The following is a 25,760-nucleotide window of genomic DNA, read 5'->3' as shown; positions in this document are numbered from 1 at the left end:
TATATCATTTTTGGCATAATAAATGGCAGAAACGTCGACTATTTTTGGGTTTATGAAGTACGTTTCTGCCACAGATATTCTATCAGATTTTAAAAAGACTGTCGACAGTCACTTTGTCAACAGTCTGCGAGTTATCTTAATCGATAACTCCTTTTTCTTTTCTCAAATTCATGATACGATAGCTATACATATAGAAGAGAGGTCGGATTATGAAAGAAAAAAAGTATGAGCTGATTGTGCAGCAGCTGAAAGGTTTGCTGGAGGATGAGCATGATATGATTGCAAACATGGCAAATATGGCAGCATTGTTATTTCATGAGCTCCCGGATTTGAACTGGGCAGGGTTTTATCTGCTAAAAAACGACGAGCTTATACTCGGCCCGTTTCAGGGCAAGGTTGCCTGTGTGCATATTCCGCTGGGCAAAGGGGTATGTGGTACCAGTGCAAGGAACCGCTGTACACTGCTGGTCGATAATGTACACACATTCCCTACTCATATTGCCTGTGATGGTGCAAGCAATTCAGAAATTGTAATTCCAATTATAAAAGAAAACACCCTGCTGGGTGTTTTGGATGTCGATTCCCCTGTTTTTGCCAGATTTGATTCTGTAGATCAGCAATATCTGGAGCAGGCTGTAGGAATCCTACTTCAGTCTCTATGAATATGGAAGTAGGCCGTAGCCAGCGTAATTGCTTCTCGGGCGGAGAACATGCGGCAGCGCCCATTTCCGATATAAGAGGTTTTCACTACGCTTCGCTCCTCCATCACTTCTCCGATTGAGGAGAAGTTTTTTGTTTGATAATCAAGATCCAGCATATCCTTCCATATGGTCTGTTTATTATTTTCTATGGGAGCACTGACCAGACGAATAGGGAGCTGATCTCCTGAATAGCGGGCCAGATGAAACATGCAGCAGCTCTCATATTCATTTCCAAGCAGTACAGTATAGCCGTTAAATTCTACAATTTTACCAAGTGGTGAATCTTTACTGAGTCCAAAATGCAAAGGATGACGATCACAGATCAGCTTTGCATATTTCCCCCATGCCGCGAAGCTGTACAGCGGATGATAGGAGCGTACTACTCCCTCGTTGCGAAGAAACTGCAATGCAAGCGCATCCTGAGGTGCACTCAGCTTTCGGTCAAATGGGAATGCAGAAGCGCGCACATCATCCCAGTAGACACGTTCCACTGTTTTTTTCTGGCAGGCTGGATCGAGAAGCTGAGGGGTAAAGGTCGGAAGAACAAGAGTACCTTCATACCCGACAGTATCCATCAGTGCTTCAATCAGCGCCTGTTCACCGCCAATCAGATAGCCCAGTCGCTGCGGGTCTGCCTGAATCAGAAGAACCATTCCCTTCTGTATCCCTAGTGACGTAAGCTGCTGTACAATTTCTTCCTTTGAAGAAACCGTTGCAGTATCCTGATTTAATGTAGTAAATGCAGATCGTTCAGCCATTTTAACAAGTCCTTCTTTTCCAGATATCCTTCTTTTCTATTTTCAGGCAGCAGACTTCCCTGATAAAAGTAAAAGGTTGACGGCAGGCTTTGTATTTTCCCTGTCGTTATTTGCAGCTCCTCAATCACCTGTTTGACATCTGTATCTTCTTCATTGGTATCCATCTTGAGATAATAGATTTCAAACGGTGTTTCTTCTTCGATTTCCTGTATCACTTTTTCATATTCGTCACAGGAATAGCAATTATCCGAGGTGATGTACAGCATGAAGGAATTCTTTTTGGAATCCTGCAGTCTTACTAAAACTTCCTGAGCAGTGAGTTCAATGGGTTCTCCCTCATGATTCTTACTGCAGCCCTGTAATAGAAACATCGTACAAAACAGACAAAGCAGTATTTTCTTCATGAACAGCTACACCTCGCTTTCTTGTATTATTTTACCACAGAATATGCATTCTCTGCTATGTTTTTCAGCAATACATAGAAAAAGTCACTCTGCGTTCGTTTTTGGTGGGGAAATGAATGCGCAGAATGACTATCTGAAGTATATCATACAATGGGGGATGAAAGAAATCATTTGCCCGGGAGATAATGACTTAAAGGGAAGCATCTGCTTTTGAGCAGTAGTATGCTCCATGTAGCTGGCACACTCAGCCTTATATGCTGCCTTTTCCACACATGGTCATCCTTCACTGTTTTCATCAAATGCTCTTACGATATCAGGGGTAATGAAGTAAGGACCAAATTTACCTTTGTTAATACGAAACAGAGTGTTTCCATATGGAGGCAAAGCAGCTTTACGGTATTTCAACATAGTGATAAAGCTTGACCCTCCTGCTTGCGATACATAATGATTTCACCTTAGATTGTAAATAAAGCCCCGACCGTATGAATCCAACAGCAAAGTAAGGAAGGTGCAGGCTTGCAAAATATTAAAAAAGCCTTTTCGCAAAGGCTTCGTTATTTTCCTGGTGCCGGTACCCAGAATTGAACTGAGCGCTGAGCATTACCATTGCTCTGTATTACCACTATACTATACCGGCAGTTATGCTTTATGATTGGAAAGCTATTATATTATAATAGGCATTGCCGATTTTTTCAACCATAAAACAAAATTTTTTAGTTTTTTTCCAGATACGCTTTCAGATGACGGTAAACTGCAGCAATCGGCAGTCCCATAACATTGAAATAATCTCCATGCAATTCTCGCACAAACAGCTTCCCCATCCCCTGTATACCATAGGCCCCCGCCTTATCGTATGGCTCACTGCTGTCAAGGTATCGATTCAGCAGCTCTTCATCAAGCTCATAGAAGGTGACGCTTGTTTCTTCATGAAAAAGCTCGGCTTTTCCTTTCCAAACAATAGCTACTCCACTGACAACCGTATGCGTTTTACCGCTTAGCTGCTTCAACATACGGTAAGCATCCTTGCGGTTCTCCGGCTTTCCCATTGCCTGATTTTCGTAGCACACCATGGTATCCGCACCAAGAACAACTGCCTCGGGGTGCTGTTCCCATACGGTAAGGGCTTTGCGGCAGGCAATCTGTTCAATCGCAGAAGCAATCGGCAGCGAGTGATCAACATATTCCTCGCAATTCGCAGTTACGATATCAAAGGGATACGATAAATCCTGTAACAGTTCGCGCCTTCTGGGAGATGCGCTTGCCAGAATCAAACGCCTAGTCATGATGCAGTTCTCCGTGAAGCTTGTGAAGCTGATGTCTCAGGAAGAGATAGCAGAACACAAACAGTCCGATAAATCCGGTCGCAAACATTCCCACGATGCGGAATACCATGGAGGAAAAGAATTGTGATGGAAACAGATTGATCATCAGGTCAGTTGCCGGATTCAGCAGCCATAAATCATTGCGAAATGCCAGCTTGTGAAAGGTTGTCCAGAATGCATCGAAGTCAACATATGCCCAGCCTGCCAGCATGGCGAAGAACACCGCTGCCAAAATCGCCGTTTTCATATAATTGATACTGAAAATTGTCAACGTTCCGCTTTTCAGACGAACTGTCATGTAAACCAGAGAAAGCACCAGCAGAATAATCGCAACATTTCTTAAAACCATGGCAAAGCGATACAGGTTGCGCACATCCACCATATGGGAGGATTCTCTCGCGTTGAAGGCCTTGGTTTCCGTCCCCTTAACCGCTACGGTAACATCAATATTATCACGGCGGTCCTGCAGATAATCGAGCAGGGCGTCTGTCGCCTTATTGAGGTCCTTCTCCGTCATCCCCAAAGACTGTGCTGTTTCCAGGGATGCATATTCAGTTTTATAAAAATCCTTATTGAAGCAATTTATGTTTATACTCGTAACCAGCAGAATTACGATTGTGCAGACAGCAGCAGTATATGCCGCCAATGTCGTTAGTTTTTCTAACAGCTGTTTCATAGGATACTCCTTATATATATTAAATGACTTTTTATATCGTATCATATTTCAGAAAAAAAGAAAATCACCTTTTTATATTTTAAAACAACGACCTTTATGCAAAACACCTTTATCCACATGATAGAAGCAGAAAAAGCGAGAATCCCCGCTTTCTTATAATTCAGTGCAATGATATTATCAACTTGAAATGCCTTCCCCCGTTATTCTACCGCAATCAGACGCAGATTGCTTACACCGCGGCAGCTGCGCAGACGCTCCAGAAGCTCATCGATGGATACGGCCATTTCGCATAAATCAAAGGAGAGTACCACAGATGCCCATTCATGAATCGGAATATTCTGATTGATCGTAAGAATATTGGCATTGACGCTCGACATCGTGTTCAGCACCTCTGACAAAATTCCTTTATCATGATGCAGCATAAGGGAGATTACAGCCTTGCGCTCACTCATTCCCTGCGCAGGCAAAAAGACATAATCCTTATATTTATAATACGTTCCGCGACTGATGCCAACACGTTTTACTGCCTCACTCACCTGCTTTACCTCACCGTTTTGCAGCAGGGAGCGTGCTTCGATAACCTTATCCAGCACATCCGGCAGGATCGTACTGTCTACAATATAGTATTTCTCCATCAGCACACCTCACTTTGCACACCGTCATAGGTTGCACGCAGAATGCGAACATCCCAGAACGGATACTTGTTTTTTATCTTTTCTTCAAGAATACGGGCTGCACCTTCCTCCTGTGTCAGCGCAATCATTGTCGACCCGCTTCCGGATATATACATGGTGATCATATCCGTTTCCTCACACAGGACACGGACATCCCCGTATTCCGCAATCAGCTTTTTGCGATACGGCTCCTGCATCTTATCGCTGCAGGCTTTTTTCATGATCATGGCATTGCCGATTTCCATCGCCTTTGCCAGTGCTGCGCAGCGTCCCATCTGATAGACGGCATCCTGATAGCACATAGTATTTGGCAAAACCTCCCGCGCTGCTTTGGTGCTTACCTCATAATCGGGAATCATCGTTACAAACAGTAAATCACGCTTTACGCCATAGCGGATCATATTCGGCTTTCCGTCTTCCGTAAAGGATACACACAGACCACCAAAGATAGCCGGGGCAATGTTATCCGGATGTCCCTCCATCTGTGTTGCCAGATCGAAAAGCTCATAGCGGTTCATGCGGTTATGAAACAGGGCATTTGCCCCTGCCAGCCCTGCAACAATACAGGTAGCGCTGCTGCCAAGCCCCCGGGCATAGGGAATATCCGTTTCGACCGTGATGCGAATTCCCGGCACACGTTCCCCCATATACTGAAGACCCTTTAAAAATGCCTGATAAAACAGATTCTCTTCATTGCAATACGCTTCCTCACAGCCTGCAATCTCCAGACCCTCCGCTATCACCTCAAAGGTTACCGTCGCAAAATCGTCAAGCGCCAGTCCCAGACAATCATAACCGACCCCCAGATTCGCACTTGTTGCAGGTACGCGTACCTTAATCATGAAACATCTCCTCCCCAATGGTTTCCACAAAGGTAGACATAGCATTCTTATCAATCAGGTGATTGTGCAAAACCTCCATTTTCGCAAGCTCTGCCAACGGCTTTGGCATTGCGGCACCGCTTTTCTGTTGCAGCTTTTCCATGCAGGCAAATTCATCCAGATCTGTTTCTTTGAACAAAGCCTCATAAACAGCAGGAGCAAATTTATACGGACTGGCAGTGGAAAGCAGTACGCATTTATGCATCGCATCCTCTTTTTCATAGTCCTTCATCACCTTGTAGGCGATTGCTGTATGCGGGTCCATGACATAGCCGCTCTGCTCGTAAAATTCACGCATGCTCTGTGCACAGGCCGCATCATCGCAATACCCACCCGCAAAATCATCACGGATAGAGGTGAAAATATCCTCGCGCACCTGATAGCGTCCTGTTTCTTCCAGCTCACTCATAAGCTGAGCAATATAAGCAGCATCCTTGCCACTCTTGTAGTAAAGCAGACGCTCCAGATTGCTGGAAATCAGAATATCCATACTTGGGGAAATCGTTTTATAGAACGGACGGTTGCGATCATAGACGCCATCCTTTAAAAAGTCAAAGAGTACATTATTGGAGTTGGATGCCACGATAAATTTATTGACAGGCAAGCCCATCAGCTTTGCATAGTAGCCGGCAAGCACATTTCCATAATTTCCTGTCGGTACACAGAAATTCACTTTTTCACCGAATGCGATTTCCTTTGTCCGAACCATTTCTTTATATGCATACACATAATATACAACCTGCGGAATCAGCCTTCCGATATTGATGGAGTTGGCACTGGATAAGCTTATCCCCTTTTCCTTCAGTCGTGCAGAAAGCTGAGCATCCTGAAATATCCTTTTCACATTGGACTGGGCATCATCGAAGTTTCCTTTGATTGCACAGACACAGGTATTGCATCCTTTGGTGGTCACCATCTGCAAACGCTGGATATTGGATACTCCATCATCCGGATAGAAGACTGTGATTCCGGTGCGCGGTACATCCAAAAAGCCCTCAAGAGCAGCCTTTCCGGTATCGCCGCTGGTTGCGGTTAAAATCATAACATGCGCATCGGGGTGCTGCTGCAGGGATTTGCTCATCAGCTGTGGAAGCATGCGCAGACCCACATCCTTAAAAGCACAGGTAGGACCATGAAACAGCTCCAGGATATTGGTATCCTTTGCCTTGTGCAGCGGAGTGATGTGTTCATCCCTGAACTTACCTTTATAGGCTTTAAAAACGCAATCCGCTACCTCTTCCTTTGTGAAATCCGGCAACAGCAGCTGCAAAATTGTTTCCGCCATCTGCTCATAGCTCATCTGCATCATATCCTGCAGCGGCAGGTGCAGAGTATCCAGGGCATCATAGACGAACAGACCGCCATCCTCAGCAATTCCCTTTAATATCGCTTCCTTTGGTGTACGCGCCAGCGCTTTATTTCTCGTACTTGTATATATTTTCTCCATGTTCTAATCTCCTTCTTTTTCGTCTTGCAATTCTTTTTTTACTATGATACAATGTTCGCAATAAAAAAACAAGTGTTTTTGAAACAAAGACACAAAAATTTATAGAGGAGGAACTATATGAATATAGCAATACTCGGTTATGGAACTGTTGGCTCGGGAGTAAAGGAAATTATTGATCACGCGGTAACAAAAAGCACCAAACAGTTACACGTATCTTATATACTGATTCGCAAGGGGAAAGCCAAAACGCTTCCTTATATGTGTGATGATATTCAGACGATTCTGGAGGATGCTTCTGTAGATGTCGTCGTGGAAACCATGGGTGGTCTTGAGCCTGCCCACACCTATATTTTGCAGGCATTAAAAAGCGGAAAGCATGTCGTGACAGCCAACAAGGCGGTAATCGCCGCTTATCTAAAGGAATTCACAGATGCAGCAAGAGAGCACAATGTCCGCATTTACTATGAAGCAAGCACAGGAGGCGGAATTCCCTGGATTGAAGGATTGGCAAAGGCGATGCGAATTGACGAGGTTGACCGCATTCACGGTATTTTCAATGGTACCAGCAATTATATTCTGGATCACATGCAGCGCTATCATGCATCCTTTGCGGACATTCTGAAGGAAGCGCAGGAGCTGGGCTATGCAGAGGCAGATCCAAGTGCTGATATCGACGGCTATGATATTTGCAACAAGCTGCGTATTTCTGCCAGCCTTGCTTATGATTATCATGTCCCGGATACCTTCCCAGTGTTCGGCATCCGCAATATCACAAAGCAGGATGTATCCTATTTCTCCTCTTTGGGCTATGCGGTACGCCTGATTGCCAAAACGCGGCGCAACGCCAATCGCTACGGCTGTGTTGTGGAGCCGGTGCTGTTTGAAGCCGGTTCTTTGGAAAGCAACACACAGGACAATTACAATTTGATCACGCTGCATGGAAAAACTATCGGAGATTTAAAATTCTTCGGTCAGGGGGCTGGCAAGCTGCCAACAGCAAATGCCATTGTACAGGATCTGATCGATCTCAATGAGGGGGTATATCATATGGATCCTTCCTTCACCAATACAATGACCTATGATGAAACGCTATGTCTGCGTGATTATATCCTTCGTGCAGATGAGGCGGCACGCAATGAGCTGCAGGATTTCAGCTATGAGGTGACAATCTTTGAGGGACAGGAATATCTGCATATCCAGAAGGCTGAGGTATATGAAATGCATCAGGTGATGGAGCGGATGCTAAAGACAGATGCCCATGCCTTTATGGCCAGCATCTATGAAAGGGAGGATGACTAGCAGTATGATAAAAATAACGAAGTTTGGCGGTTCTTCTGTTGCAAATGCACAGCAGTTCCGCAAGGTCAAGCATATCATTGAACGCGATCCGGCCCGGCGCTTTGTCGTTGTCAGTGCATCGGGTCGTGAACACAAGAAGGACAACAAGGTAACCGATCTGCTGTATCTGATCGAAGCCCATTTAAAATACAGCGTCGACCATTTATCCCTGTTTCACCTGATAGAGGAACGCTTCATTTCCATCAAGAATGATCTGGGTTTGAGCTATCCGATTGAAGAGGATCTTGCCCAGTTAAAAGGGCAGCTGAATAAGACGATGTCTACCGATTATCTGGTTTCCCGAGGGGAATATCTGACCGCAAAGCTGATGGCGGAGTATCTGGGCTTTCCGTTTGTGGATGCAAAGGATATCATCACCTTCCGCTATGATGGAAAAATCGATTTTGATGCGACAAAATATCGAATGGATAACACGATGAAGAAGCTGGATCGCTTTGTTATTCCGGGCTTCTATGGTGCACTTCCGGATGGTACCGTGCGGACGATGTCACGTGGTGGAAGTGATATCACCGGCTCCATTCTGGCAGACATTCTGAATGCGGATATGTATGAAAATTGGACGGATGTTTCCGGTATTCTGATGGCAGACCCGAGAATCGTTCATCATCCAAAGCGAATCAATACCATCACCTACTCAGAGCTGCGTGAGCTCTCCTATATGGGGGCGAGTGTTCTGCATGAGGAGGCAATTTTCCCGGTAAAGGAAAAAAACATCCCAATCAATATTCTGAATACCAACCACCCGGAGGAGGGCGGTACGATCATTGTGGAAAAAGACGATCATCCAAGTGAGCAGATGATCACCGGTATCGCAGGGAAGAAAAACTTCACAGTTATCGCCATTTATAAAAATCATATGTCGGATGAGGTTGGTATTATCCGCCGTGCACTGGAAATCTGTGAGAATTACCGAATCAGCATTGAGCATATTCCAAGCGGAATTGATTCCTTCAGCATCGTTGTCAATTCTGAGGATGTGAAGGATATCATTTACGATATGGTGGGTGATATGAAGAAGGCCTGCAATGCCGATGAAATCAAAATCATTGATAATATCTCCCTGATTGCTACGGTTGGCCGTCAGATGATGTATCGTCCGGGTATCAGCGGCAAGCTGTTTGCCGTGCTTGGAAAGAATAATATCAATATCCGCATGATTGCACAGGGAACGGATGAAATGAATATCATCGTCGGTGTGGAAAACAAGGATTACGAGAAGACAGTGGAAACTATTTACAACAACTTTGTTGTTTAGGCACAGCGGATGCTGCACAAACCATGCATACAAACATATAGATAGAATATGAGGAGAGAGTGATATGAAAACATACAAGGTCGCAATACTCGGTGCCACCGGTGCCGTGGGTCAGGAAATGATCAAAATTTTAATGGAGCGCAGATTTCCTATCAAGGAGCTGCATCTTTTAGCAAGCGCCAGAAGTGCAGGGAAGAAATTAACCATCGCTGGTAAGGAGTATACCGTTGAAGAAACAACAGAACACAGCTTTGACGGCATGGATATCGTTTTAGGCGCTGCAGAAAATGATATTGCTGAAAAATATCTGCCCATCGCCGCAGAAAAGGGAGCGGTTGTTGTGGATAACAGCTCTGCCTTCCGTCTGGATGAGCAGGTGCCGCTGATTATTCCGGAGGTGAATCCACAGGCAGTACGTGAGCATCACGGCATTATTGCCAATCCAAACTGTGCAACGATTATTGCACTGGTTGCGCTGCAGCCGCTGCACGCATATGCAAATGCAAAGCGTATGGTCGTTTCCACATATCAGGCTGTCAGCGGTGCAGGCGTCAATGGAATCCGTGAACTGAATCAGCAGGTGGGTGCTCTGGGTCATGGTAAGGAGGTAGCAGTTACTACCTTCCAGTATCAGATTGCCTATAATCTCATTCCGCAGATTGGCGGCTTCAACGAGGCCGGTTATTCCAGTGAAGAAATGAAGATGCAGAATGAAGGACGCAAGATTATGAGCAATCCTGAGCTTTGTGTGAACTGCACCTGTGTGCGCGTTCCGGTGATCCGTTCCCATTCTGAATCTATTATGGTAGAGTTCGAGAAAGAAATCAGTGTGGAGAAAGCAAGAGAGCTGCTGAAGGCTGCACCGGGCGTCAGACTGGTGGATGACCCTCAGAAACAGGTATATCCAATGCCGCTGGATACCACAGATCAGGATTTGGTATTTGTCGGACGTATCCGTGAGGATATGAGCGGACATCCGAATGCATTAAGCTTCTGGTGCTGCGGAGATCAGGTTCGCAAGGGGGCCGCTACCAATGCGGTTCAGATTGCCGAGCTTGTCATTCAGGAAAAAGAAAAATAGCAGGGTGCAGTGAATTCAGCTGGCTGCGTATGCTATGCAAGACTGTATAATAAAAAAATCTCAAATTCTGTTTCCAATGCAGGATTTGAGATTTTTATGTTCAAGATAGTCTTTTTTGGTTCCTATTCGATTTTGGGTAAATAAAAATTTAGATTTCAAAATCTATTGTATTCTTCAATAGAAATGAAAATTTTTTATACAGCTACTCTAAAGTAAGAAAGAACCTCTTTTTCTCATATGCATTTTTATCTTCTGCATAAGCGAAGGCTTTTTTCCATATGCAGACAACGTCCCCCATGCTGTGTGCCATGATGCCATCGATAGCTTTGGGAAGCTGTGCTGCAATCCAGAAGCCAAATCCATACTGAGCCGCCCCTTGCGGTAACCTCATACGGATACTACATCAACCGCAATTCATGTTCTTCCAGATTGGTGGCGGCTTGCAAAAAAAAGCTGTGGTGTGCAATATTATAATCCCTGCAGCATCAATATTTTCATGCTCTGTTTTCTCCTATAGACGTATGGAGAAGCTTTCATATCGAAATTCCCCGCTGCCATGCATAAGCAGACCTTTTCCCTGCAGCTCCTCCCATGCCAGTGCTGTTTTCCAAATCAATGAAGTATCCACCTCTATGGTATGATGTGCTGGCAACAGACGTCGAACGCATAGCTCACGCAGACTTTGCAGCGAATGCAAATATGCCTGCGGATCAGTCGATGGATAATTACAGTACAGCATTCCTTTATAAATAAGATCACCGCTGTACAGCCATTCCCGTTCTACATCGAGAAAGCACATATGGCCCGGAGAATGACCCGGTGTATGAAGGACCTTGATATGACGTTCTCCCAAATCCAGAATATCGCCATCCCTCACGATGCCTGCATTTCCCTGCCATACGGTATAGGTATCCAAATGAAATTTCTCCGGAAAAGAGCAGGGCTCTTTTATCAGCTGCTGCTTTACAACGGCCAATGGAAGCGGAAATTCTCCATTCAGCCAGAGCTTTTCCTGCTCATGAACGAGCACATCGAAGTAGCTGCCATGACAGCCGATATGATCCCAATGCACATGCGTGGCAATCACGGTGATCGGCAAAGCAGTCAGCTGATCTGTGATTCTGCGAATATCCGCAATGCCCAGACCACTGTCAATCAGCAATGCACGTTGTTCTCCCAGCAGCAAATAGCAGTTAGTCTCTTCATAGTGCCTGGGCTCTGAAATCACATAGGTAGCAGCGTCCAGCATTTGAATTTGAAACCAGTCTTCCATAAGGATACCTCCATTCCCTTAAAGTATAGCACTGAAGGTAAGCAGCAGCATAGCTAAATTTTGAGAGCTGCTGTCAAACAGATCGCGGCTTTTAAAAGACACTTCCTATAAATATGATCAATTCTTATTCAAACATATACATTTAGCCCATGCTTTTATTTTTTAAAACACAGTATCCGTCCATGTTGAATATTCTTTGACTACCCTTTTGTCATGCAAATGAAAAAAAAGCCCTGAAAACGAGGGATTGATATCCATACGGTATCTGTTTACAGGGTATCGTATAGCTTGCTTTCAGGCATTTTTCATTTCACTTGCTACTGGCTCTGTCACAAATTCTTCTGCGTCTTCTTCCACAGCTTCTTCGATTACATCCTCCATGCACAGACGAAGTGTACTCGTAAGATCACTAATTTTCTTCAGGACTTCACCGATTCCATAGGCCAGGAAAGCGAAGCCAAAGTAAGGTACACAGCCGGTAAAATACAGATTCAGAATATCTGTCAGCTGCAATGTATATGTTGTTTTGTAGTTTTCCACCGTCAGATATGTCTGATAGATTTCAAAAGCGGCGATTGCCAGAAAAATAACAGCTGCCACATAAAAGACGATACTTGCCTTAGAGATTTTCATTTCTTTTTTCGTTTTCATGATTTCAACCTTTCTTTACGTGTCCCTATTATCTACTATAAATGTGTGAATAATATGTGTGCTATGTGAATTTTTGAAGAATTTTTCAGGTAAGCGTTCCCATTTATCATGAACCAATTCCTATGGAACAGCTACTATCATCAAACAATAAAAGTATAAAGACGATGATGAATGCGGAAACAGCTATTATCATGATGAGGAAGACGATAGTGATGGTGATTCCTACTTTTATATTAGAATCGCATGTTTTCATTCCAATGCGGCAGGATATCCATGGATGAAACGTAACGCCAATACAATTCTCTTGATTTTTACTGATTTTTTTGAAAAATATCTGGATTATTCATGAAAAATATAGTATGATAAATAAGCATTTAGGATATGCAGACGTGGTGGAATGGCAGACACGCTACTTTGAGGGGGTAGTGAGCGTATGCTCGTGTGAGTTCAAATCTCATCGTCTGCACCAATTTGATAAATAAACCGGTGATATCGGTTTTTTTATTTACTTTCCTCAAGCGACGTATTATTGTGCACCTAGAGTACGCGATACGGCCACTCCCCACACCATTTACTAATGAAAATCAGGCACTGATCCATATTTAAGATCAGCGACCTGATTTTTTCCTATTATTTTTTCTCGGCAAGCAGTAGCAGGGATAGCGGTAAGCCGAATGTATCATATACATCCGACAGGCCGATATCATAATCGTATTCATTCAGCAGTTTTATGTTCATACCGCTTTGTATAATGCTATTTACAAGCTCTGAAACAGAATGGGAAAAGCTTGTGAACGTTTTGGACGCATAGTCTCCGGAAATATAGCCCATACCATTGTTTTCAATCCATGGTTCTGCCGTGAAATATTTATGCTCCAGCAGCCTAACGGCAGCATCGCTGTAACAATCCTCACCTGGCAGAGGGAGCATATTCATAAATGGATGGAAATCATGAATCAGCATACAGCCCTTCGGCTTTAAGCAAGCGGAAACCACCTGAAAAAGCGCCTTAACATCCTGAAACCAGGTAATCGCTCCGATCGTGAACAGTATAACATCAAATTTTTGATGGTACTCACTTCCTATATCTAAGATATTCTCTGCGACAAAGGTACATGGTACTTGCAGCTGCTCGGCATGTGCCTGCCCCTGCGCAATCAAATTCTCTGCAATATCAAAGCCGGTTCCGACAGCCCCATAATGCCTGCTGATAGATAGTAGCTCCCTACCATTGCTGCAGCAAAACTGAGCAACATGCTTTCCTGCCAGATGCAGCTGGTCAAGCTCAACCTGTAACGCCGGCTGAATGTAGTAGGCGGATGATGCTTGGAGGTTTTCAACGACTGTATCTCCCCAGCCATTGATTCTATTGTCGAACGCTTCCTCCCAAGCTTCTTTGTTCTTCTCTATATAATTCATATGTTCTTTGTACTCTCTTTCCTATCATTATTTTCATCTTATTTTGCCTCCTTTCCCAGTTATGCACAATAACTGATTTCTTAAATTATACCATGAATCAGGTGGATCACGACTGCAATTTCGCAAAACGCTGTCACCGATAGGAATAGGATTGTTTTCTTTTTTCATTTAAGTGCATGCCGCATATTTTTCTGAAGTTTCTGTTAGAAACTGGTGTTTTGCCAATACGGTGTTATTTCAAACACATAGGATAAGGTAGAAAACAGAGAAATCTGTTTTCTAAAGCTGCAATGACCATTTTATTCCATGTTCATTCCTCATCCTGAATGATCGTTTTACCAAATCGTCTCCTCCCCTTATCATTGGATCCATCCGGATCTTGGATTTCATCAATGATTCTATTCTTTCCCCTTTCCAGAAGAAAAAGAATCCTATATCAAGGAAAAGCAGCCGCTGTTAAGTATGAAACCTATAGTGAGGACGGTATAAGAATACAGACTCCTTACTATAGGTGTTTTTTATTACATGATAATTACAGTCAGCATCAAATTCTATATTGTATTTGATTGATGCTGTGTAAAGGCAGCATATAATCAGCTTTTTTTATACTGCTTTTTGAGAGTATATAGGTATTTTAGATGCAAGACAAACAGCAATTTCTCGTATACAATATACTTTAGACGGAATTTTTTTGTCGATGAAGAATGGTACAGCACCCTCCTTTATTCTAGAAGGAAGGAATTCATTCTTCATTTTCAATCCATCGTATAAACTCTTCATAGGAATTTATTCTCTGCATAGATATAATATTATCACGGCTCTCATACAGCTTATTGATAAGTGAATCAACAAAATCTCTAAACATAAGTCGATTCTCCTTGCTAAATGCAATCAGAATAATAATATAAACATCACTACCATTCCAATCGATTGGTGTCTCATTGATTACTATAGAGAAGCAATTTTGTCTGGCATTCATTTGCAGAGAGTGTGGCAATGCAATTCCCTCAACAAAAGCTGTACTGGAAAGCTTTTCTCTTTCTATAACATCCTTGAAAAAAGCTTCATCCACATAATGCAGCTGCGAAAGCTCATCCACAAGATTTTTTATAAGCGCTTTATAATCTTTAAAGGCGTAATAATTCTTTTTAAACAATCCTATCGGAACATCATTTTTTGTGAAAATAGCATTGTTTTTCCTTTTGAATATATCATGGATCATATCCTTTAACGATGCCAATTCAAAATCTGTAATCAATGGAGAAATGTAAAATATAGGAATATCGGTATCAATATGGTCACAGCTTATAATCAAATCATATCCAGCCTGTGGAAGCGGATGGACGTCCATATAGATAAAGTCAGCCAGTGTGGTCAATTCTTGTGTTTTCTCCTGAAACCGCTCAATGCTATTTATATATTTCGGAAGCATCACGAGTATGTGAAGCGGCTTTCTTTTTTCAGGCGACGCATCATAAAAAGCTCCAATATGAAAGGCCAGAAAGGCGATTTCATCATCATTTAGCAGGATATCATGCTCTTTTAAAATATCTGAGATAAAAACACCGATTTCAAATAGAAATGGATTGGTTGCCCGTGTAATTTTCGTATGCGGATTGCTGATGTACTGATTTAATGAAGAGCGATTCGCTAATGCCTTAATATGAAAAGTAAATCGTATCAAACTGTTACGATCAAATTCTATGTGATAATAAGCCTTTAGCTTGTTCACGATTTCATTACATATATGAATGTATCTACTTTCAATATACTCATGTATATCAAATATTTTACCGCATGTATTGACAGCATGATAGGTTTTGGATTGCAGTACAAAGGAAATGTAGTCCATTTCCACTGGAGGAAATTCAATTTGGTATCTGTCATTCAGAAATTCTGCGATTTCTTTTGTGACTGCCTGAATACTTTCTGAGCGCGCCGGGATGCATTTCGCTTCCTCACTGATAAAGCAGTTATTTTCAAGACGGCTGATACTAACTATCAAATGCGTGGTTATGTTCTGTAATGTATAGCTGTTTACATGCAACTGGTGCTTCGTCAGAATAATCTCAATCGCCTGTTTCAGATCAAGATAATCATATTTACGATTTAGCTCATCAAAATAAAAATATGAGAAATCCTTCAGTTCCTCTTTGATTAAATTGCTCATAAGATTTCGTTTCTCACGTTCGTTCCCGCACAATGTATACTCACTCCCCTGCTTTTTCAATACTAAGGGATATTTTGCTAAGAAAGGACGAACCACCTTTTTTATATCATTTTGTATAGTAACATCACTGACATATAGCTTTTCAGCGAATTTCACATAATGGAAATGATTATGAAATAATAATTCTTTTAATATCATACGGCATCTTTGACCTTGTGAATATTCCAGATGCTGTGGTTGAGTGATATCAGAAAGTCGAACGGCGTTGTTTTTTAGATAATAACCCTGTTGACTGGATACTATAATAGTTGCTTGCAATATATGATTGAGTTCCTTTACATAATTGCGAATGGAGCGTTCCGTTACATTTAACTTTGCTGATAAAAAGGAAGACGGCAGTGGTTTATTGGATTCCTTCAGTATTGTGAATAGTTGCTCTTTTTTGCTCTTCGCCATTGTACAGTCTCCTCTCTATTCTATATATTATCATACACCGAAACACAAAACTGTATCGTTCTACATTTTTCCTAAACTTGGAAAAATGTCGGTTATCTTTTTGCAGAGAAGCTGTGATAAAGTTGTAGCATAAAGGAGGTATGAAAATATGAAGGTTCTATTATTCTGCGGTGGTGGCTGTTCATCTGGCTTTGTAGCGTCAGCAATGCGAAAATACGCAAAGAAGAATCACATGGATATGGATGTGATAGCACGCGGTGAGGGAGAGGTGATGGCGATGATCCAGCAGGTGGATGCACTGCTGGTAAGCCCACATTTCTCACATGCGCTCGATGATCCAGCTTTTTGTAGGGCTGTACAGGAAAATGACGTAATCTTTATGCAGATTGATTCTACTGATTATGCGATGTTGGATGGTGAAGCAGTCTGCAAAAAATTATGGAAGAAAATGGAGGAGAAAAATCATGCAAAAAATATTTAGTATCATAGAGAGGAAACTGGTACCCTTTTCAAAAAAGATTGAAAAGAATCCATGGATTCAGGGTGTACAAGGAACATTCATGCTTGTTATGCCGCTATTACTGACGGGTAGTGTTGGTGCACTATTCGGTATGATGCATATCTACTTACCTGCTGTTCCCGATCTCTCAATTTTAAATACATACACTATGGGCTTGTTTGGCTTGTTTGCCGCTGCTGTCATGGTGTATAAGGTTATGGAGAAGAAGGAGTATCATAGCAAAAAGCTGATGGCAGGTGTATTGGCATTGGTAGTGTATATCGTCTTAGTGAACCCTGTCATGGGCGAGGATGGAGCTGTATTCGATTATGCGCGCTTTGGTGCATCCGGCCTGATCAATGCAATTTTAATCATGGTTTGGATCGTTAACATTTATTCTATTGTAATTAAAACTGGAATAACCGAAAATAAAACATCTTTACCGGACTTTCTGTATGATTGGGGTATCAATCTACTTGTAGGTTTTATTGCAATTGTCCCTGCAATTCTAATCACCAATGTAGCCGGAATCGATCTGTTTGAGCTCATGAGTCAGCTGTTTGCCCCACTGTATATGCTGGGAAGCGGTCCGTTTGGCGGAATTGTATTATCCTTCTGCTATGTGCTGCTGTATTCCTTTGGAATTTCTCCATGGTGTATCGCCCCTATCATGTATTCCATCTGGTACAATGCTTACGATATGAATTTAATGGCAGTTGCAGCAGGACAAACACCTCCTGCTATGTATACCTTGGAAATGTTCTGCTTCAATGCCATAGGAGGTACCGGCTGTACATTAGCTCTGCCAATTCTTGCCTCAACGATTGCTAAATCAAAAAAATTAAAAGCAATTGGACGGGTAACTCTGATTCCATCGCTGTTTAACATCAATGAACCAGTGATTTACGGCTTTCCGGTAGCTATGAACGTGATTCTGATGATTCCAATGTTTCTAGCTCAATTCTTAGTTGACTGCACATATTTTCTGCTCATTGGTCTGAATATATTTACCAATCCAGTTAGTCAGAATGCAGTCTTATCACGAACACTTCCTGCCGGAATCGGTGCTTTTACGCTAAATGGAAATTTTATGGATGTAGTTCTCTGGCTGATTCTGTTCGCAATCACCATAGCTGTCTGGTATCCATTTTTCCGCATGTATGACCACCGGTGTCTACAGGAAGAAAACCAATAAAGAGGAATGCTATGGAAACTTATAATGACAGAAAAACAGAAATGATACATGCATCTATGCAAATGATATCGCATTGCGGAGAAGCAGACAAACGAATACATGAAGCATTAAAAAAGGCAAATCAGGATAATTTCACAGGAATCGAAGGCTTGCTGAAAGAGGCTAAGGAATTTTTAAATCAGGCTCACCTTGCTCAGTCACACATTATTCAGACAAGTATTGAACAGGAAGAAGAAATAACGCTATTATTATTTCATCATGCGCAGGATATTTATATGACAAAGAACACAGAATTGATCACTGCCGAGCATCTCGTAAACTTATATAAAAAGATTTGTGCAGTAAAGGAGGCGTGTCTGAGATGAGCTTGCCAAAAGATTTTTTATGGGGAGGAGCTACTTCAGCTTTCCAATGTGAGGGCGGATGGCAGGAAAACGGTAAAGGAATTGCAATTTGCGATATAGCTGTTGCAGGAAGCAAAGAAAAAATCCGTTACAATACCTATATTGATGCAAAAGGAAATAAAGTAAAGGGAATGATGCTGGGAAACTGTCCGCAAGGCTGCCAGCCATACATCTTTCAGGATGAGAAATATCCGGCAATGGAAGCAGTTGATTTTTATCATCATTATGCACAGGATATCGAAATGCTCGCTGAAATGGGCTGCCGTGCATTTCGTTTATCTATCAACTGGACAAGACTATATCCTCATGGCGATGAAGATCAGCCTAAAGAGGAAGGAATCCAGTTCTACAAGAAAATTTTTCAGGAATGTCATAAATACGATATAGAACCAATTGTTACAATTACACATGATGATGATCCTGCTTATTTGTATGCCAAATATGGAGGGTGGTCCAATAGAGAATGCATCCGGTTTTATATGAAATATTGCGAAACGCTGTTTTCACATTTTAAAGATGATGTGAAATACTGGCTAACCTTCAATCAAATCAACGAAATGATGCTGCTTGCCGATTCCTTTGGATTGGCTGTATCTACAGAAGAGGTACAGCTATATAAAAAACAGCTGTTCCAGCAAATTCATCATAAACTTGTTGCTTCTGCAAAAGCGGTGAAGCTCGCTCATGATAAATATCCGCATTTCATAATGGGGTGCATGCTTGCATGCGGACCCAGCATATATCCAGATACCTGTCATCCGAAAGATATTCTGGCAGCGATGGAAAAGATACAGGAAAATTTTTATTGCTCTGATGTTATGATTCGCGGCTATTATCCGGACTTTGCAAAAAGGATATGGAAGGATGCAGGTATAACACTGTATATCTCAGAAGAGGATAAAGCGATACTAAGACAAGGAACTGTGGATATGTACACATTCTCTTATTATTACACGAACAATATCAGTGCTCAAAAAAAAGGTGATGGAACTGCAGATTTTCAGGTAGGTGTAAAAAACCCTTATGTCACCTACAGCGATTGGGGATGGGCAATAGATCCGGATGGACTGAGGTATTGCCTAAATTTGATTTATGACCGCTATCAGCTCCCGATTATGATTGTAGAAAACGGTTTTGGTGCAGTTGATTCCATTGAAGAGGATGGCTCCATACATGATACATACAGAATTGATTATCTGAAAGCACACATACAGGCATTCAAAGAAGCGATTAACATAGATGGAGTCAATCTTATCGGTTATACTGTGTGGAGTGCATTTGATATTGTTAGTGGTGGAACTGGAGAAATGGAGAAACGCTACGGCTTTATTTATGTGGATAAACACGATGATGGAAGCGGAACACTGGAAAGAAAGAAAAAGGATTCCTTCTTCTGGTATAAAAAGGTCATAGCTTCTAATGGTGAATGCATATAATGTAATTTGTACAACAATAGGTAATGTTATCTATAAGAATATCTCTAATATAAAGAGGTATTCTTTTTGCGCTTATGTATATGACACCGGCTATATCGTATATATGTAATATAAACATGCTTGCTAATATGAAATTTTTCTACTTTATCACTTAATAAAACCAATGGTTTGACAGCTTGCAGTTGTGTAATTGCTATATACATATGCCTGATAAAGATACAGTCTAAAGATCGAGCAAGCTTTATCGAATAAAGGAATTCCTGTAAATCCATCATCATTGAGGGAAAAATCGCTCCATCCGTATGAAGATATGTACAAGGCACAACAAAATGCAGAGCTTGTTTAAAAAAAGGTAACAGAAGTGAAACTAGTGCTGATATCGTCCATCTAGATGGAAGTATCATATCCTTAGCTGTTTGCAGCGTATTTAGCCATTCTTAATAGCTGAAGATTTCAACATGCTTTAGAAAGGATTTCTCATGAAAGAATGAAGCTTCAATCAACACAGTAAAAAGGAATACCGCATGATTTTTTCATATGGATATCCCTTTTGACGTACGCTTACTATGAGACTATTTCAGATATAATGCTGTGATGTTAAAGTAAAAGCATTCCTATCAATAGCATTGCGCTAAGATTTTAATGCTAATTCCCCTTACAAGCAATAAAGTTACAGGCTCTTTCGATGAAATACAACGATAGCTACTCCCAGCTGCAGTAAAGTTACAGTGGCTGCACAGCCTGCTGGCTTCAAAAAGTCCTGCACCGTGATTCCATCGGTAAGATAATGCTGGTACTGTGACAAGAACATGAAAGGTGAGTAATCTGCCACTGCTGCAAACATCGTAATCAGAACGCAGAGCAGAAACAGGCAGCCGGCACACAGCAGACTTCCGGAAGCCGTTCCCTTATATATACCACCCAGAATCATAGAAGCAATCATCATGAGCCCAAACAGCCATACACCGATAACGATTGGCATGAGATTTGGAACAACAGAGCTTTCCCAGAACACGAAATTGTATAGGAGGGTAATCAGAAATGAGCATCCCAGAGATAATGTCCATAAGAGTGACATGGAAATGAATTTCGCGATCAGAACACTGTTGCGGGGCAGTCCTTTCGCCAATAATGGTATCAGAACCCCCTTTCCAATTTCATTGGCCATAGAGGAAGAGCACATAATAATGATTGCGATCAATCCAATCTGCGCTGTATTTTTGAAAAATTGCAGCCAGGAATCAAGAACAACAGGCTGTGGAAGCTCCATATGCATGCCTTCCGGCAGAAATCCAGCTACCAGCTCCGGCAAATACCGTGCATTGATAGGGTTCATAAATCCAAGCGCTGCAAATACTACCATCAGAATGATAAGCTTATAGGAACGTACTGCCTCCAGCAGCTCCTTTTTCATAAATGCTGTGAATCCCTTCATTTTGTCACCTCCAGAAAGAACTGTTCCAGAGTTGGACGCATGCGTTCCAGCTTCTGCAGCCGTATCCTTTTCTGTTCCACAATATTTAAAAGCTGCTCCTGTGTTTCCATACGATCCGGAAGCTGTAATGCATAGGGTTGCACGGGTTGTGTGGAAATGTTCTGCTGTCTTAACGTTTCCTGCAGAATCTTGCATTCCTCCTTGTGCACGGTTTCCACATAAAGGGATGCGGTTCCCTTTGTCTGCAACAGCTCATGCAGGCTCCCACTTACGGCAATTCTTCCCTGATGCAGGATGGCTATAGAATCACAGATACTTTCCACATCACTCAGTATATGTGTGGAAAACAATACCGTCGTTTTTTCTTTTGCCTTCTGCAGTATCGTCAGGATTTCCTTTCGCCCCTGTGGATCCAGTGCTGATGTCGGCTCATCCGCTATGAGCAGCCTTGGCTCATTCAGCAGACCCTGAGCTATCGCAAGACGCTGCTTCATTCCTCTGGAAAACGTGGCACATCGTTTTTTTCCTGTCTCAAAGAGACCTACCAGCTGCAAAAGCTCATCAATACGGGACTTCGCCTTCTGTGAATGAAGGCCGGATATCTCAGCACACAGCTGTAAATACTCCCGCGCTGTCATAAAGCCGTAAAATTCAGGAACATCGCTGACATAACCGATATAGCGGTTCGTTCTGGTATTTCCAAAAACAACGGGTTCCTGCATAACATACAGCTCCCCGGCATCCGCCTTTTCCAATCCGAGAATCGTTTTCATTGTCGTCGTTTTTCCAGCACCGTTTTTTCCTATAAATCCAAAGATACTGTGCTGCGGTACCGTTAAATCGATGCCCTGCAAAACCTTCTGCTTACCGAAGGCTTTATGCAGATTGCGTAGTGTCAGAACATCCATTGCTACTGCTCCTCTCTGCCGATTACAAAATAGAGAATCGGTCCCAGAAACTGAATAAACAAAATAACCGGTATCCAGATCCATTTATTTCCTATCCTTACGTGTGGATGACGAATCAGGTGAATCAATGCAAATATAGCTAGACCAAGCTCCAGCAGAATCAGCGGCAGTAAAGCCGGCAGATATTCCATAAGTGTATCCATTATACTCTCTCCTTTTCAGCCTTTAGCTTCTGCAAGCAGGCCTGATAACGCGGTTCTTCCTTCAGAAAATCAAATACTGGCGGCTGCAGCTCCTGAATCAGTGAGTCCAGAATAACCCCGCCATCTCTGGGAGCCTGTGTGCGCAGCTGTAAAGACTCCATCCAGGCTTCCACCTCTGTAAAATACAGATCCCTATGAATTTTCATATGGGCAAGATCGTAGCGAATGATCACGTCAATGAGCCGTTCCAGCATATGCAGGGCGGATTCCGTATCTCTGCGCTGTGCATAAACCATAGCACAGGACATATAGACCATTGTGGAGGTGATTGTATGCAGTGCATCGATATGAAACAGCTTCAGCATTTCTAGCATACGGTGCATGGTCTCATCACACAGCTGCTCATCCTCCATATTCATCATCATATAGTTTGCCATATCCTGTATGACGAACAGCAGATGCTGATAGATGCAAATCTGAAAGATACGGCTGGACTGCTTTGGCTTTCCCAGCATTTGATAGCATGCCGCGATCATCTCGCTGTCCTGTACGATTGGCTTTGCCTCTTCGCCCAGAAGCTGCAATGCCTTTTGCGGCTGATGGCTGGCAATTAAATAGGTTATTTTCAAAGAGATTGCATCCTTTACCAGATTGTTTTCCTCACTTTCCGCAATCACACGATCACACAGCTCCTCACTGCGCTTCATGACCTGCTCTGGTTTTTCATGCAGCATGTAGTGATTGAGATAAAGCCCTGCCATCTGCAGCAGGAAGGGAAAGCAGGAATAATATTTGCGTATCAGCTCCTCACTATGCGCATACGCTTTTGCACTATCCTTGCTCCATTCACCGCTCAGCTGTAGGTAAAGCTTGTTTATAGCCTCCATACTTAGCTGCGGCTCATATCCGATCAGCTCATCCACACTCACGTTAAACAGGGTAGCCAGTTGTGGAAGCAGCAGGATATCCGGCAGTGTTGTTTCGGTTTCCCACTTGGAAACGCTGGATTTCGATACTCCCATATAGGCCGCCAGCTCTTCCTGCGTCATATTGGCTTCTCTTCGTAATGCGATAAGTTTTTTTCCAAGTCGAATCGTCGTCATATTTCATTCCTTCTTTCTGCCTCTATTATATCGTTTCTGTACAGAGTTACAATGGCATGAAACGCAACTTCAGGAAGAAATATTTCCCAGCAGGAAACATTGTACAGAGGACGACTTCTGGTATCCTTTTCATTTATCCTATTCATTTATATGAAATTTAATCCTTACCAGATAAAAGGAATTTCTGCATTACAAATATGTACACCAGATTATGAAGACAGAAGCACGCAGAACGCAAAAAAAACAGCATCATAAAGCTGAAGACTCTGAAAATCAAGCAAACCTTACCTGTATTGAACTACTGTACGATATAGGCTACTGAAAACTACATATGAGTCACTGTATAATTCATCATACAAAAAAAGGAGTTGTATCTAAAGGAGAAAAAAGGGCTCATAAGCAAACAGTCTATATAACTTCTCCTGCAGGTTATTCTGAATGCTGCAAATTGCTTCCTGATACCTACGAAGAAAAAGGGTACAAGCGTATCCTTACGTTGTACCCTGAACAGCATAGCCTACTTTAGCTTTTCTGAATCTGCAATTCAAACAATTGCGAAAGCTTCTATGCGCTCATATTGCTTAAAGCTCTTCCCCGTTGGATTTTATACACTTCTGATACCAGTAAAAGCTCTTCTTTGGCGTACGCTCAAATGTACCGTTTCCATAATCATCCAAATCTACATATACAAAGCCATACCGTTTGGAAAACTCTGACGTTGTCTGCGAAACCAAATCAATCGGACACCACGCTGTAAATCCAAAAACCTCTACCCCGTCATGAATAGCTTCCTTTACCTGTTTTAATTGCTTCCGCAAGAAATCAATACGATAATCATCATGAACCATACCATCATCTTCCACTTGATCATAAGCTCCAAAGCCACATTCAGAGATAAAAATTGGCAGATGATAGCGATCATACATATGGTTTAATGCGATACGCATACCAATTGGATCAATTGCCCAATCCCATGCACTGTATTCCACATATTTGTTTTTCTCTGCTCCCATTAGATTGGAGGTATGAAGCTTTAAGGAATCCCCGGTATATCCTGAAACTATACTGCTGTAATAGCTAAAGCTCATGAAATCAACAGTGCCTTTTTTTAATACCTCCTCATCTCCTTCCAGTATAGGAAGAACAACGTTATTCTGCTCGAAAAAACGCTTCATATAGTATGGATACTCTCCCTTACACTGCACATCCGGGAACAGCAAATCCATACCGGTATCAAAAAGCTGTTGCAAATTATCCTGCGGACTGCAGGTTTTCGGATAATACACCTGTTTACTCTGCATATTCCCTACCTGTAATGTTTCATCAATTTCGTGTGCTGCAAGAACACAGCGAGCACTCGCCAAAAGCTGATGAAAGCTACACTGGTATTTCAACTGCATTTCACTTAATTCACTATGATCCATCATCGCACCGCAACAAGCAAACGGACTATGCAGCACCATATTAATTTCATTAAATGTCAGCCAGTATTTTACCTTTTTGTGATATCTTTCAAAAACTGTTCTTGCGTATTTCTCAAATAAATCTACAGTTTCTCTTGATTCAAATCCATTCAACCGTATACTGACCTCAAGAGGGAAGTCATAGTGAGAAAGCGTTACAAGCGGTTCTATGTTATACTTGTGACACTCATCAAACACACGGTCATAAAACGCAAGACCTTCTTCATTTGGTGAATCCTCAAATCCTGTCGGATAAATACGCTCCCATGCAATAGATAAGCGGAAGACACGGAATCCCATTTCAGCCATCAGCTTAATATCTTCTTTATATCGATGATAAAAATCATTGCCGCGGCGTTTTGGGAAATTAAATCTGCTTTCATCCTCCATTTCCTCTAGTAGCTGTTGGTACGTAATAGTAAAGGTCGTATCCCCCTTTGCACGGTTTGACGGTTCGACATATCTTACAAAATCGTTTGTTGAAAGTCCCTTTCCACCTTCCTGATACGCGCCCTCAATCTGATTGGATGCGCTCGCTGCACCCCATAAAAAATTCTTTGGGAATGTATTCTTCATTGTTTCCATTA

At 42.3% G+C, this 25,760-nt stretch carries 25 protein-coding genes and 2 tRNA genes; 9 read left to right on the top strand and 18 right to left on the bottom strand.

The window, feature by feature from the left end; genetic code table 11:
• Positions 1 to 209 precede the first annotated feature (209 nt).
• Positions 210 to 662, top strand: coding sequence for a GAF domain-containing protein (locus tag NE665_RS02245; RefSeq protein ID WP_117445081.1), 453 nt, complete (start codon positions 210 to 212; stop codon positions 660 to 662).
• Here NE665_RS02245 and NE665_RS02240 read toward each other — a convergent pair.
• From NE665_RS02240 to thrC, 8 genes are all read right to left on the bottom strand, one after another.
• Positions 650 to 1,459, bottom strand: a complete 810-nt coding sequence (locus NE665_RS02240; protein WP_117445082.1) for an AAC(3) family N-acetyltransferase — start codon at positions 1,457 to 1,459, stop codon at positions 650 to 652. The genes NE665_RS02245 and NE665_RS02240 overlap by 13 nt on opposite strands.
• The gene (locus tag NE665_RS02235) at positions 1,429 to 1,863 is read right to left on the bottom strand and encodes a thioredoxin fold domain-containing protein (protein WP_117445083.1); all 435 of its coding nucleotides are present in this window, start codon (positions 1,861 to 1,863) and stop codon (positions 1,429 to 1,431) included. Before NE665_RS02235 ends, NE665_RS02240 begins: the two co-directional genes overlap by 31 nt.
• Before the next feature lie 563 nt (positions 1,864 to 2,426).
• Positions 2,427 to 2,500, bottom strand: a tRNA-Thr gene (locus tag NE665_RS02230).
• A 76-nt stretch (positions 2,501 to 2,576) separates the two neighbouring features.
• Positions 2,577 to 3,146 carry a Maf family protein gene (locus tag NE665_RS02225; RefSeq protein WP_117443150.1) on the bottom strand — a complete coding sequence of 190 codons (570 nt, stop codon included), beginning with the start codon at positions 3,144 to 3,146 and terminating at the stop codon, positions 2,577 to 2,579.
• On the bottom strand, positions 3,139 to 3,861 hold the full coding sequence (locus tag NE665_RS02220) for a TIGR01906 family membrane protein (protein ID WP_117443151.1): 723 nt from the start codon (positions 3,859 to 3,861) through the stop codon (positions 3,139 to 3,141). Before NE665_RS02220 ends, NE665_RS02225 begins: the two co-directional genes overlap by 8 nt.
• A 200-nt stretch (positions 3,862 to 4,061) precedes the next feature.
• Positions 4,062 to 4,496 carry an ACT domain-containing protein gene (locus NE665_RS02215; protein WP_002607733.1) on the bottom strand — a complete coding sequence of 145 codons (435 nt, stop codon included), beginning with the start codon at positions 4,494 to 4,496 and terminating at the stop codon, positions 4,062 to 4,064.
• Entirely contained in the window at positions 4,496 to 5,377 is an 882-nt protein-coding gene (thrB, locus tag NE665_RS02210; RefSeq protein ID WP_117443152.1) for a homoserine kinase, read from the bottom strand. The genes NE665_RS02215 and thrB overlap by 1 nt, the downstream gene beginning before the upstream one ends.
• Positions 5,370 to 6,863, bottom strand: coding sequence for a threonine synthase (thrC, locus tag NE665_RS02205; RefSeq protein WP_117443153.1), 1,494 nt, complete (start codon positions 6,861 to 6,863; stop codon positions 5,370 to 5,372). The genes thrB and thrC overlap by 8 nt, the downstream gene beginning before the upstream one ends.
• 117 nt (positions 6,864 to 6,980) lie before the next feature.
• On the opposite strand from thrC, the gene NE665_RS02200 reads away from it, so the two are divergent.
• From NE665_RS02200 to NE665_RS02190, 3 genes are all read left to right on the top strand, one after another.
• Entirely contained in the window at positions 6,981 to 8,162 is a 1,182-nt protein-coding gene (locus NE665_RS02200; RefSeq protein WP_117443154.1) for a homoserine dehydrogenase, read from the top strand.
• 4 nt (positions 8,163 to 8,166) lie between these two features.
• Positions 8,167 to 9,477, top strand: a complete 1,311-nt coding sequence (locus NE665_RS02195; RefSeq protein ID WP_117443155.1) for an aspartate kinase — start codon at positions 8,167 to 8,169, stop codon at positions 9,475 to 9,477.
• Between the two features lie 64 nt (positions 9,478 to 9,541).
• Positions 9,542 to 10,558: an aspartate-semialdehyde dehydrogenase gene (locus NE665_RS02190; RefSeq protein WP_117443156.1), complete on the top strand. Its 1,017-nt coding sequence runs from the start codon at positions 9,542 to 9,544 to the stop codon at positions 10,556 to 10,558.
• Positions 10,559 to 10,760: 202 nt separating this feature from the next.
• Here the strand turns inward: NE665_RS02190 and NE665_RS02185 are convergent, their stop codons facing one another.
• The 3 genes from NE665_RS02185 to NE665_RS02175 all read right to left on the bottom strand — a co-directional run bounded on the left by NE665_RS02185 (position 10,761) and on the right by NE665_RS02175 (position 12,482).
• Positions 10,761 to 10,949, bottom strand: a complete 189-nt coding sequence (locus NE665_RS02185; RefSeq protein ID WP_117443157.1) for a hypothetical protein — start codon at positions 10,947 to 10,949, stop codon at positions 10,761 to 10,763.
• 120 nt (positions 10,950 to 11,069) lie between these two features.
• Complete coding sequence (locus NE665_RS02180) at positions 11,070 to 11,831, bottom strand: MBL fold metallo-hydrolase (RefSeq protein ID WP_117443158.1); 762 nt, start codon at positions 11,829 to 11,831, stop codon at positions 11,070 to 11,072.
• 294 nt (positions 11,832 to 12,125) lie between these two features.
• Positions 12,126 to 12,482, bottom strand: coding sequence for a hypothetical protein (locus NE665_RS02175; protein ID WP_117443159.1), 357 nt, complete (start codon positions 12,480 to 12,482; stop codon positions 12,126 to 12,128).
• 383 nt (positions 12,483 to 12,865) lie between these two features.
• On the opposite strand from NE665_RS02175, the gene NE665_RS02170 reads away from it, so the two are divergent.
• Positions 12,866 to 12,951: transfer RNA gene (locus NE665_RS02170), tRNA-Leu, on the top strand.
• A gap of 161 nt (positions 12,952 to 13,112) precedes the next feature.
• Here NE665_RS02170 and NE665_RS02165 read toward each other — a convergent pair.
• Positions 13,113 to 13,901, bottom strand: coding sequence for a class I SAM-dependent methyltransferase (locus NE665_RS02165; RefSeq protein ID WP_117443160.1), 789 nt, complete (start codon positions 13,899 to 13,901; stop codon positions 13,113 to 13,115).
• Between the two features lie 742 nt (positions 13,902 to 14,643).
• Complete coding sequence (locus tag NE665_RS02160) at positions 14,644 to 16,527, bottom strand: PRD domain-containing protein (RefSeq protein WP_117443161.1); 1,884 nt, start codon at positions 16,525 to 16,527, stop codon at positions 14,644 to 14,646.
• Positions 16,528 to 16,675: 148 nt separating this feature from the next.
• Between NE665_RS02160 and NE665_RS02155 the strand changes: the two genes are divergently transcribed.
• The 4 genes from NE665_RS02155 to NE665_RS02140 are packed head-to-tail and all read left to right on the top strand — an operon-like array spanning position 16,676 to position 20,061.
• Complete coding sequence (locus NE665_RS02155) at positions 16,676 to 17,008, top strand: PTS sugar transporter subunit IIB (RefSeq protein WP_117443162.1); 333 nt, start codon at positions 16,676 to 16,678, stop codon at positions 17,006 to 17,008.
• Positions 16,992 to 18,221 carry a PTS transporter subunit EIIC gene (locus NE665_RS02150; protein ID WP_178760210.1) on the top strand — a complete coding sequence of 410 codons (1,230 nt, stop codon included), beginning with the start codon at positions 16,992 to 16,994 and terminating at the stop codon, positions 18,219 to 18,221. The genes NE665_RS02155 and NE665_RS02150 overlap by 17 nt, the downstream gene beginning before the upstream one ends.
• An 11-nt stretch (positions 18,222 to 18,232) precedes the next feature.
• A complete protein-coding gene (locus NE665_RS02145; protein ID WP_117443164.1) occupies positions 18,233 to 18,586 on the top strand; it encodes a PTS lactose/cellobiose transporter subunit IIA in 354 nt (117 codons plus the stop codon).
• On the top strand, positions 18,583 to 20,061 hold the full coding sequence (locus tag NE665_RS02140) for a family 1 glycosylhydrolase (protein WP_117443165.1): 1,479 nt from the start codon (positions 18,583 to 18,585) through the stop codon (positions 20,059 to 20,061). Before NE665_RS02145 ends, NE665_RS02140 begins: the two co-directional genes overlap by 4 nt.
• Positions 20,062 to 20,731: 670 nt before the next feature.
• Here NE665_RS02140 and NE665_RS02135 read toward each other — a convergent pair.
• The 5 genes from NE665_RS02135 to NE665_RS02115 all read right to left on the bottom strand — a co-directional run bounded on the left by NE665_RS02135 (position 20,732) and on the right by NE665_RS02115 (position 25,758).
• Entirely contained in the window at positions 20,732 to 21,496 is a 765-nt protein-coding gene (locus NE665_RS02135) for an ABC transporter permease subunit (protein WP_117443166.1), read from the bottom strand.
• A complete protein-coding gene (locus NE665_RS02130; protein WP_117443167.1) occupies positions 21,493 to 22,404 on the bottom strand; it encodes an ABC transporter ATP-binding protein in 912 nt (303 codons plus the stop codon). Before NE665_RS02130 ends, NE665_RS02135 begins: the two co-directional genes overlap by 4 nt.
• A gap of 2 nt (positions 22,405 to 22,406) precedes the next feature.
• Positions 22,407 to 22,607 carry a PLD nuclease N-terminal domain-containing protein gene (locus NE665_RS02125; protein ID WP_117443168.1) on the bottom strand — a complete coding sequence of 67 codons (201 nt, stop codon included), beginning with the start codon at positions 22,605 to 22,607 and terminating at the stop codon, positions 22,407 to 22,409.
• Positions 22,607 to 23,710 carry a helix-turn-helix transcriptional regulator gene (locus tag NE665_RS02120; RefSeq protein ID WP_117443169.1) on the bottom strand — a complete coding sequence of 368 codons (1,104 nt, stop codon included), beginning with the start codon at positions 23,708 to 23,710 and terminating at the stop codon, positions 22,607 to 22,609. Before NE665_RS02120 ends, NE665_RS02125 begins: the two co-directional genes overlap by 1 nt.
• A 581-nt stretch (positions 23,711 to 24,291) precedes the next feature.
• The gene (locus NE665_RS02115) at positions 24,292 to 25,758 is read right to left on the bottom strand and encodes a family 1 glycosylhydrolase (protein ID WP_117443248.1); all 1,467 of its coding nucleotides are present in this window, start codon (positions 25,756 to 25,758) and stop codon (positions 24,292 to 24,294) included.
• Positions 25,759 to 25,760: the final 2 nt, after the last annotated feature.

Source organism: Clostridium sp. DFI.1.208 (assembly GCF_024463855.1).
Taxonomy (GTDB): domain Bacteria; phylum Bacillota_I; class Bacilli_A; order Erysipelotrichales; family Erysipelotrichaceae; genus Clostridium_AQ.
The sequence above is the reverse complement of the archived record's forward strand: the minus strand, read 5'-3'. Positions and strand labels throughout refer to the sequence as shown.

Bases quoted from the DNA above. Each gene is read 5' to 3' on its own strand.
- NE665_RS02245 (WP_117445081.1), top strand. From the start codon at position 210: ATGAAAGAAAAAAAGTATGAGCTGATTGTGCAGCAGCTGAAAGGTTTG.
- NE665_RS02240 (WP_117445082.1), bottom strand. From the start codon at position 1,459: ATGGCTGAACGATCTGCATTTACTACATTAAATCAGGATACTGCAACG.
- NE665_RS02235 (WP_117445083.1), bottom strand. From the start codon at position 1,863: ATGAAGAAAATACTGCTTTGTCTGTTTTGTACGATGTTTCTATTACAG.
- NE665_RS02225 (WP_117443150.1), bottom strand. From the start codon at position 3,146: ATGACTAGGCGTTTGATTCTGGCAAGCGCATCTCCCAGAAGGCGCGAA.
- NE665_RS02220 (WP_117443151.1), bottom strand. From the start codon at position 3,861: ATGAAACAGCTGTTAGAAAAACTAACGACATTGGCGGCATATACTGCT.
- NE665_RS02215 (WP_002607733.1), bottom strand. From the start codon at position 4,496: ATGGAGAAATACTATATTGTAGACAGTACGATCCTGCCGGATGTGCTG.
- thrB (WP_117443152.1), bottom strand. From the start codon at position 5,377: ATGATTAAGGTACGCGTACCTGCAACAAGTGCGAATCTGGGGGTCGGT.
- thrC (WP_117443153.1), bottom strand. From the start codon at position 6,863: ATGGAGAAAATATATACAAGTACGAGAAATAAAGCGCTGGCGCGTACA.
- NE665_RS02200 (WP_117443154.1), top strand. From the start codon at position 6,981: ATGAATATAGCAATACTCGGTTATGGAACTGTTGGCTCGGGAGTAAAG.
- NE665_RS02195 (WP_117443155.1), top strand. From the start codon at position 8,167: ATGATAAAAATAACGAAGTTTGGCGGTTCTTCTGTTGCAAATGCACAG.
- NE665_RS02190 (WP_117443156.1), top strand. From the start codon at position 9,542: ATGAAAACATACAAGGTCGCAATACTCGGTGCCACCGGTGCCGTGGGT.
- NE665_RS02185 (WP_117443157.1), bottom strand. From the start codon at position 10,949: ATGAGGTTACCGCAAGGGGCGGCTCAGTATGGATTTGGCTTCTGGATT.
- NE665_RS02180 (WP_117443158.1), bottom strand. From the start codon at position 11,831: ATGGAAGACTGGTTTCAAATTCAAATGCTGGACGCTGCTACCTATGTG.
- NE665_RS02175 (WP_117443159.1), bottom strand. From the start codon at position 12,482: ATGAAAACGAAAAAAGAAATGAAAATCTCTAAGGCAAGTATCGTCTTT.
- NE665_RS02165 (WP_117443160.1), bottom strand. From the start codon at position 13,901: ATGAATTATATAGAGAAGAACAAAGAAGCTTGGGAGGAAGCGTTCGAC.
- NE665_RS02160 (WP_117443161.1), bottom strand. From the start codon at position 16,527: ATGGCGAAGAGCAAAAAAGAGCAACTATTCACAATACTGAAGGAATCC.
- NE665_RS02155 (WP_117443162.1), top strand. From the start codon at position 16,676: ATGAAGGTTCTATTATTCTGCGGTGGTGGCTGTTCATCTGGCTTTGTA.
- NE665_RS02150 (WP_178760210.1), top strand. From the start codon at position 16,992: ATGCAAAAAATATTTAGTATCATAGAGAGGAAACTGGTACCCTTTTCA.
- NE665_RS02145 (WP_117443164.1), top strand. From the start codon at position 18,233: ATGGAAACTTATAATGACAGAAAAACAGAAATGATACATGCATCTATG.
- NE665_RS02140 (WP_117443165.1), top strand. From the start codon at position 18,583: ATGAGCTTGCCAAAAGATTTTTTATGGGGAGGAGCTACTTCAGCTTTC.
- NE665_RS02135 (WP_117443166.1), bottom strand. From the start codon at position 21,496: ATGAAGGGATTCACAGCATTTATGAAAAAGGAGCTGCTGGAGGCAGTA.
- NE665_RS02130 (WP_117443167.1), bottom strand. From the start codon at position 22,404: ATGGATGTTCTGACACTACGCAATCTGCATAAAGCCTTCGGTAAGCAG.
- NE665_RS02125 (WP_117443168.1), bottom strand. From the start codon at position 22,607: ATGGATACACTTATGGAATATCTGCCGGCTTTACTGCCGCTGATTCTG.
- NE665_RS02120 (WP_117443169.1), bottom strand. From the start codon at position 23,710: ATGACGACGATTCGACTTGGAAAAAAACTTATCGCATTACGAAGAGAA.
- NE665_RS02115 (WP_117443248.1), bottom strand. From the start codon at position 25,758: ATGGAAACAATGAAGAATACATTCCCAAAGAATTTTTTATGGGGTGCA.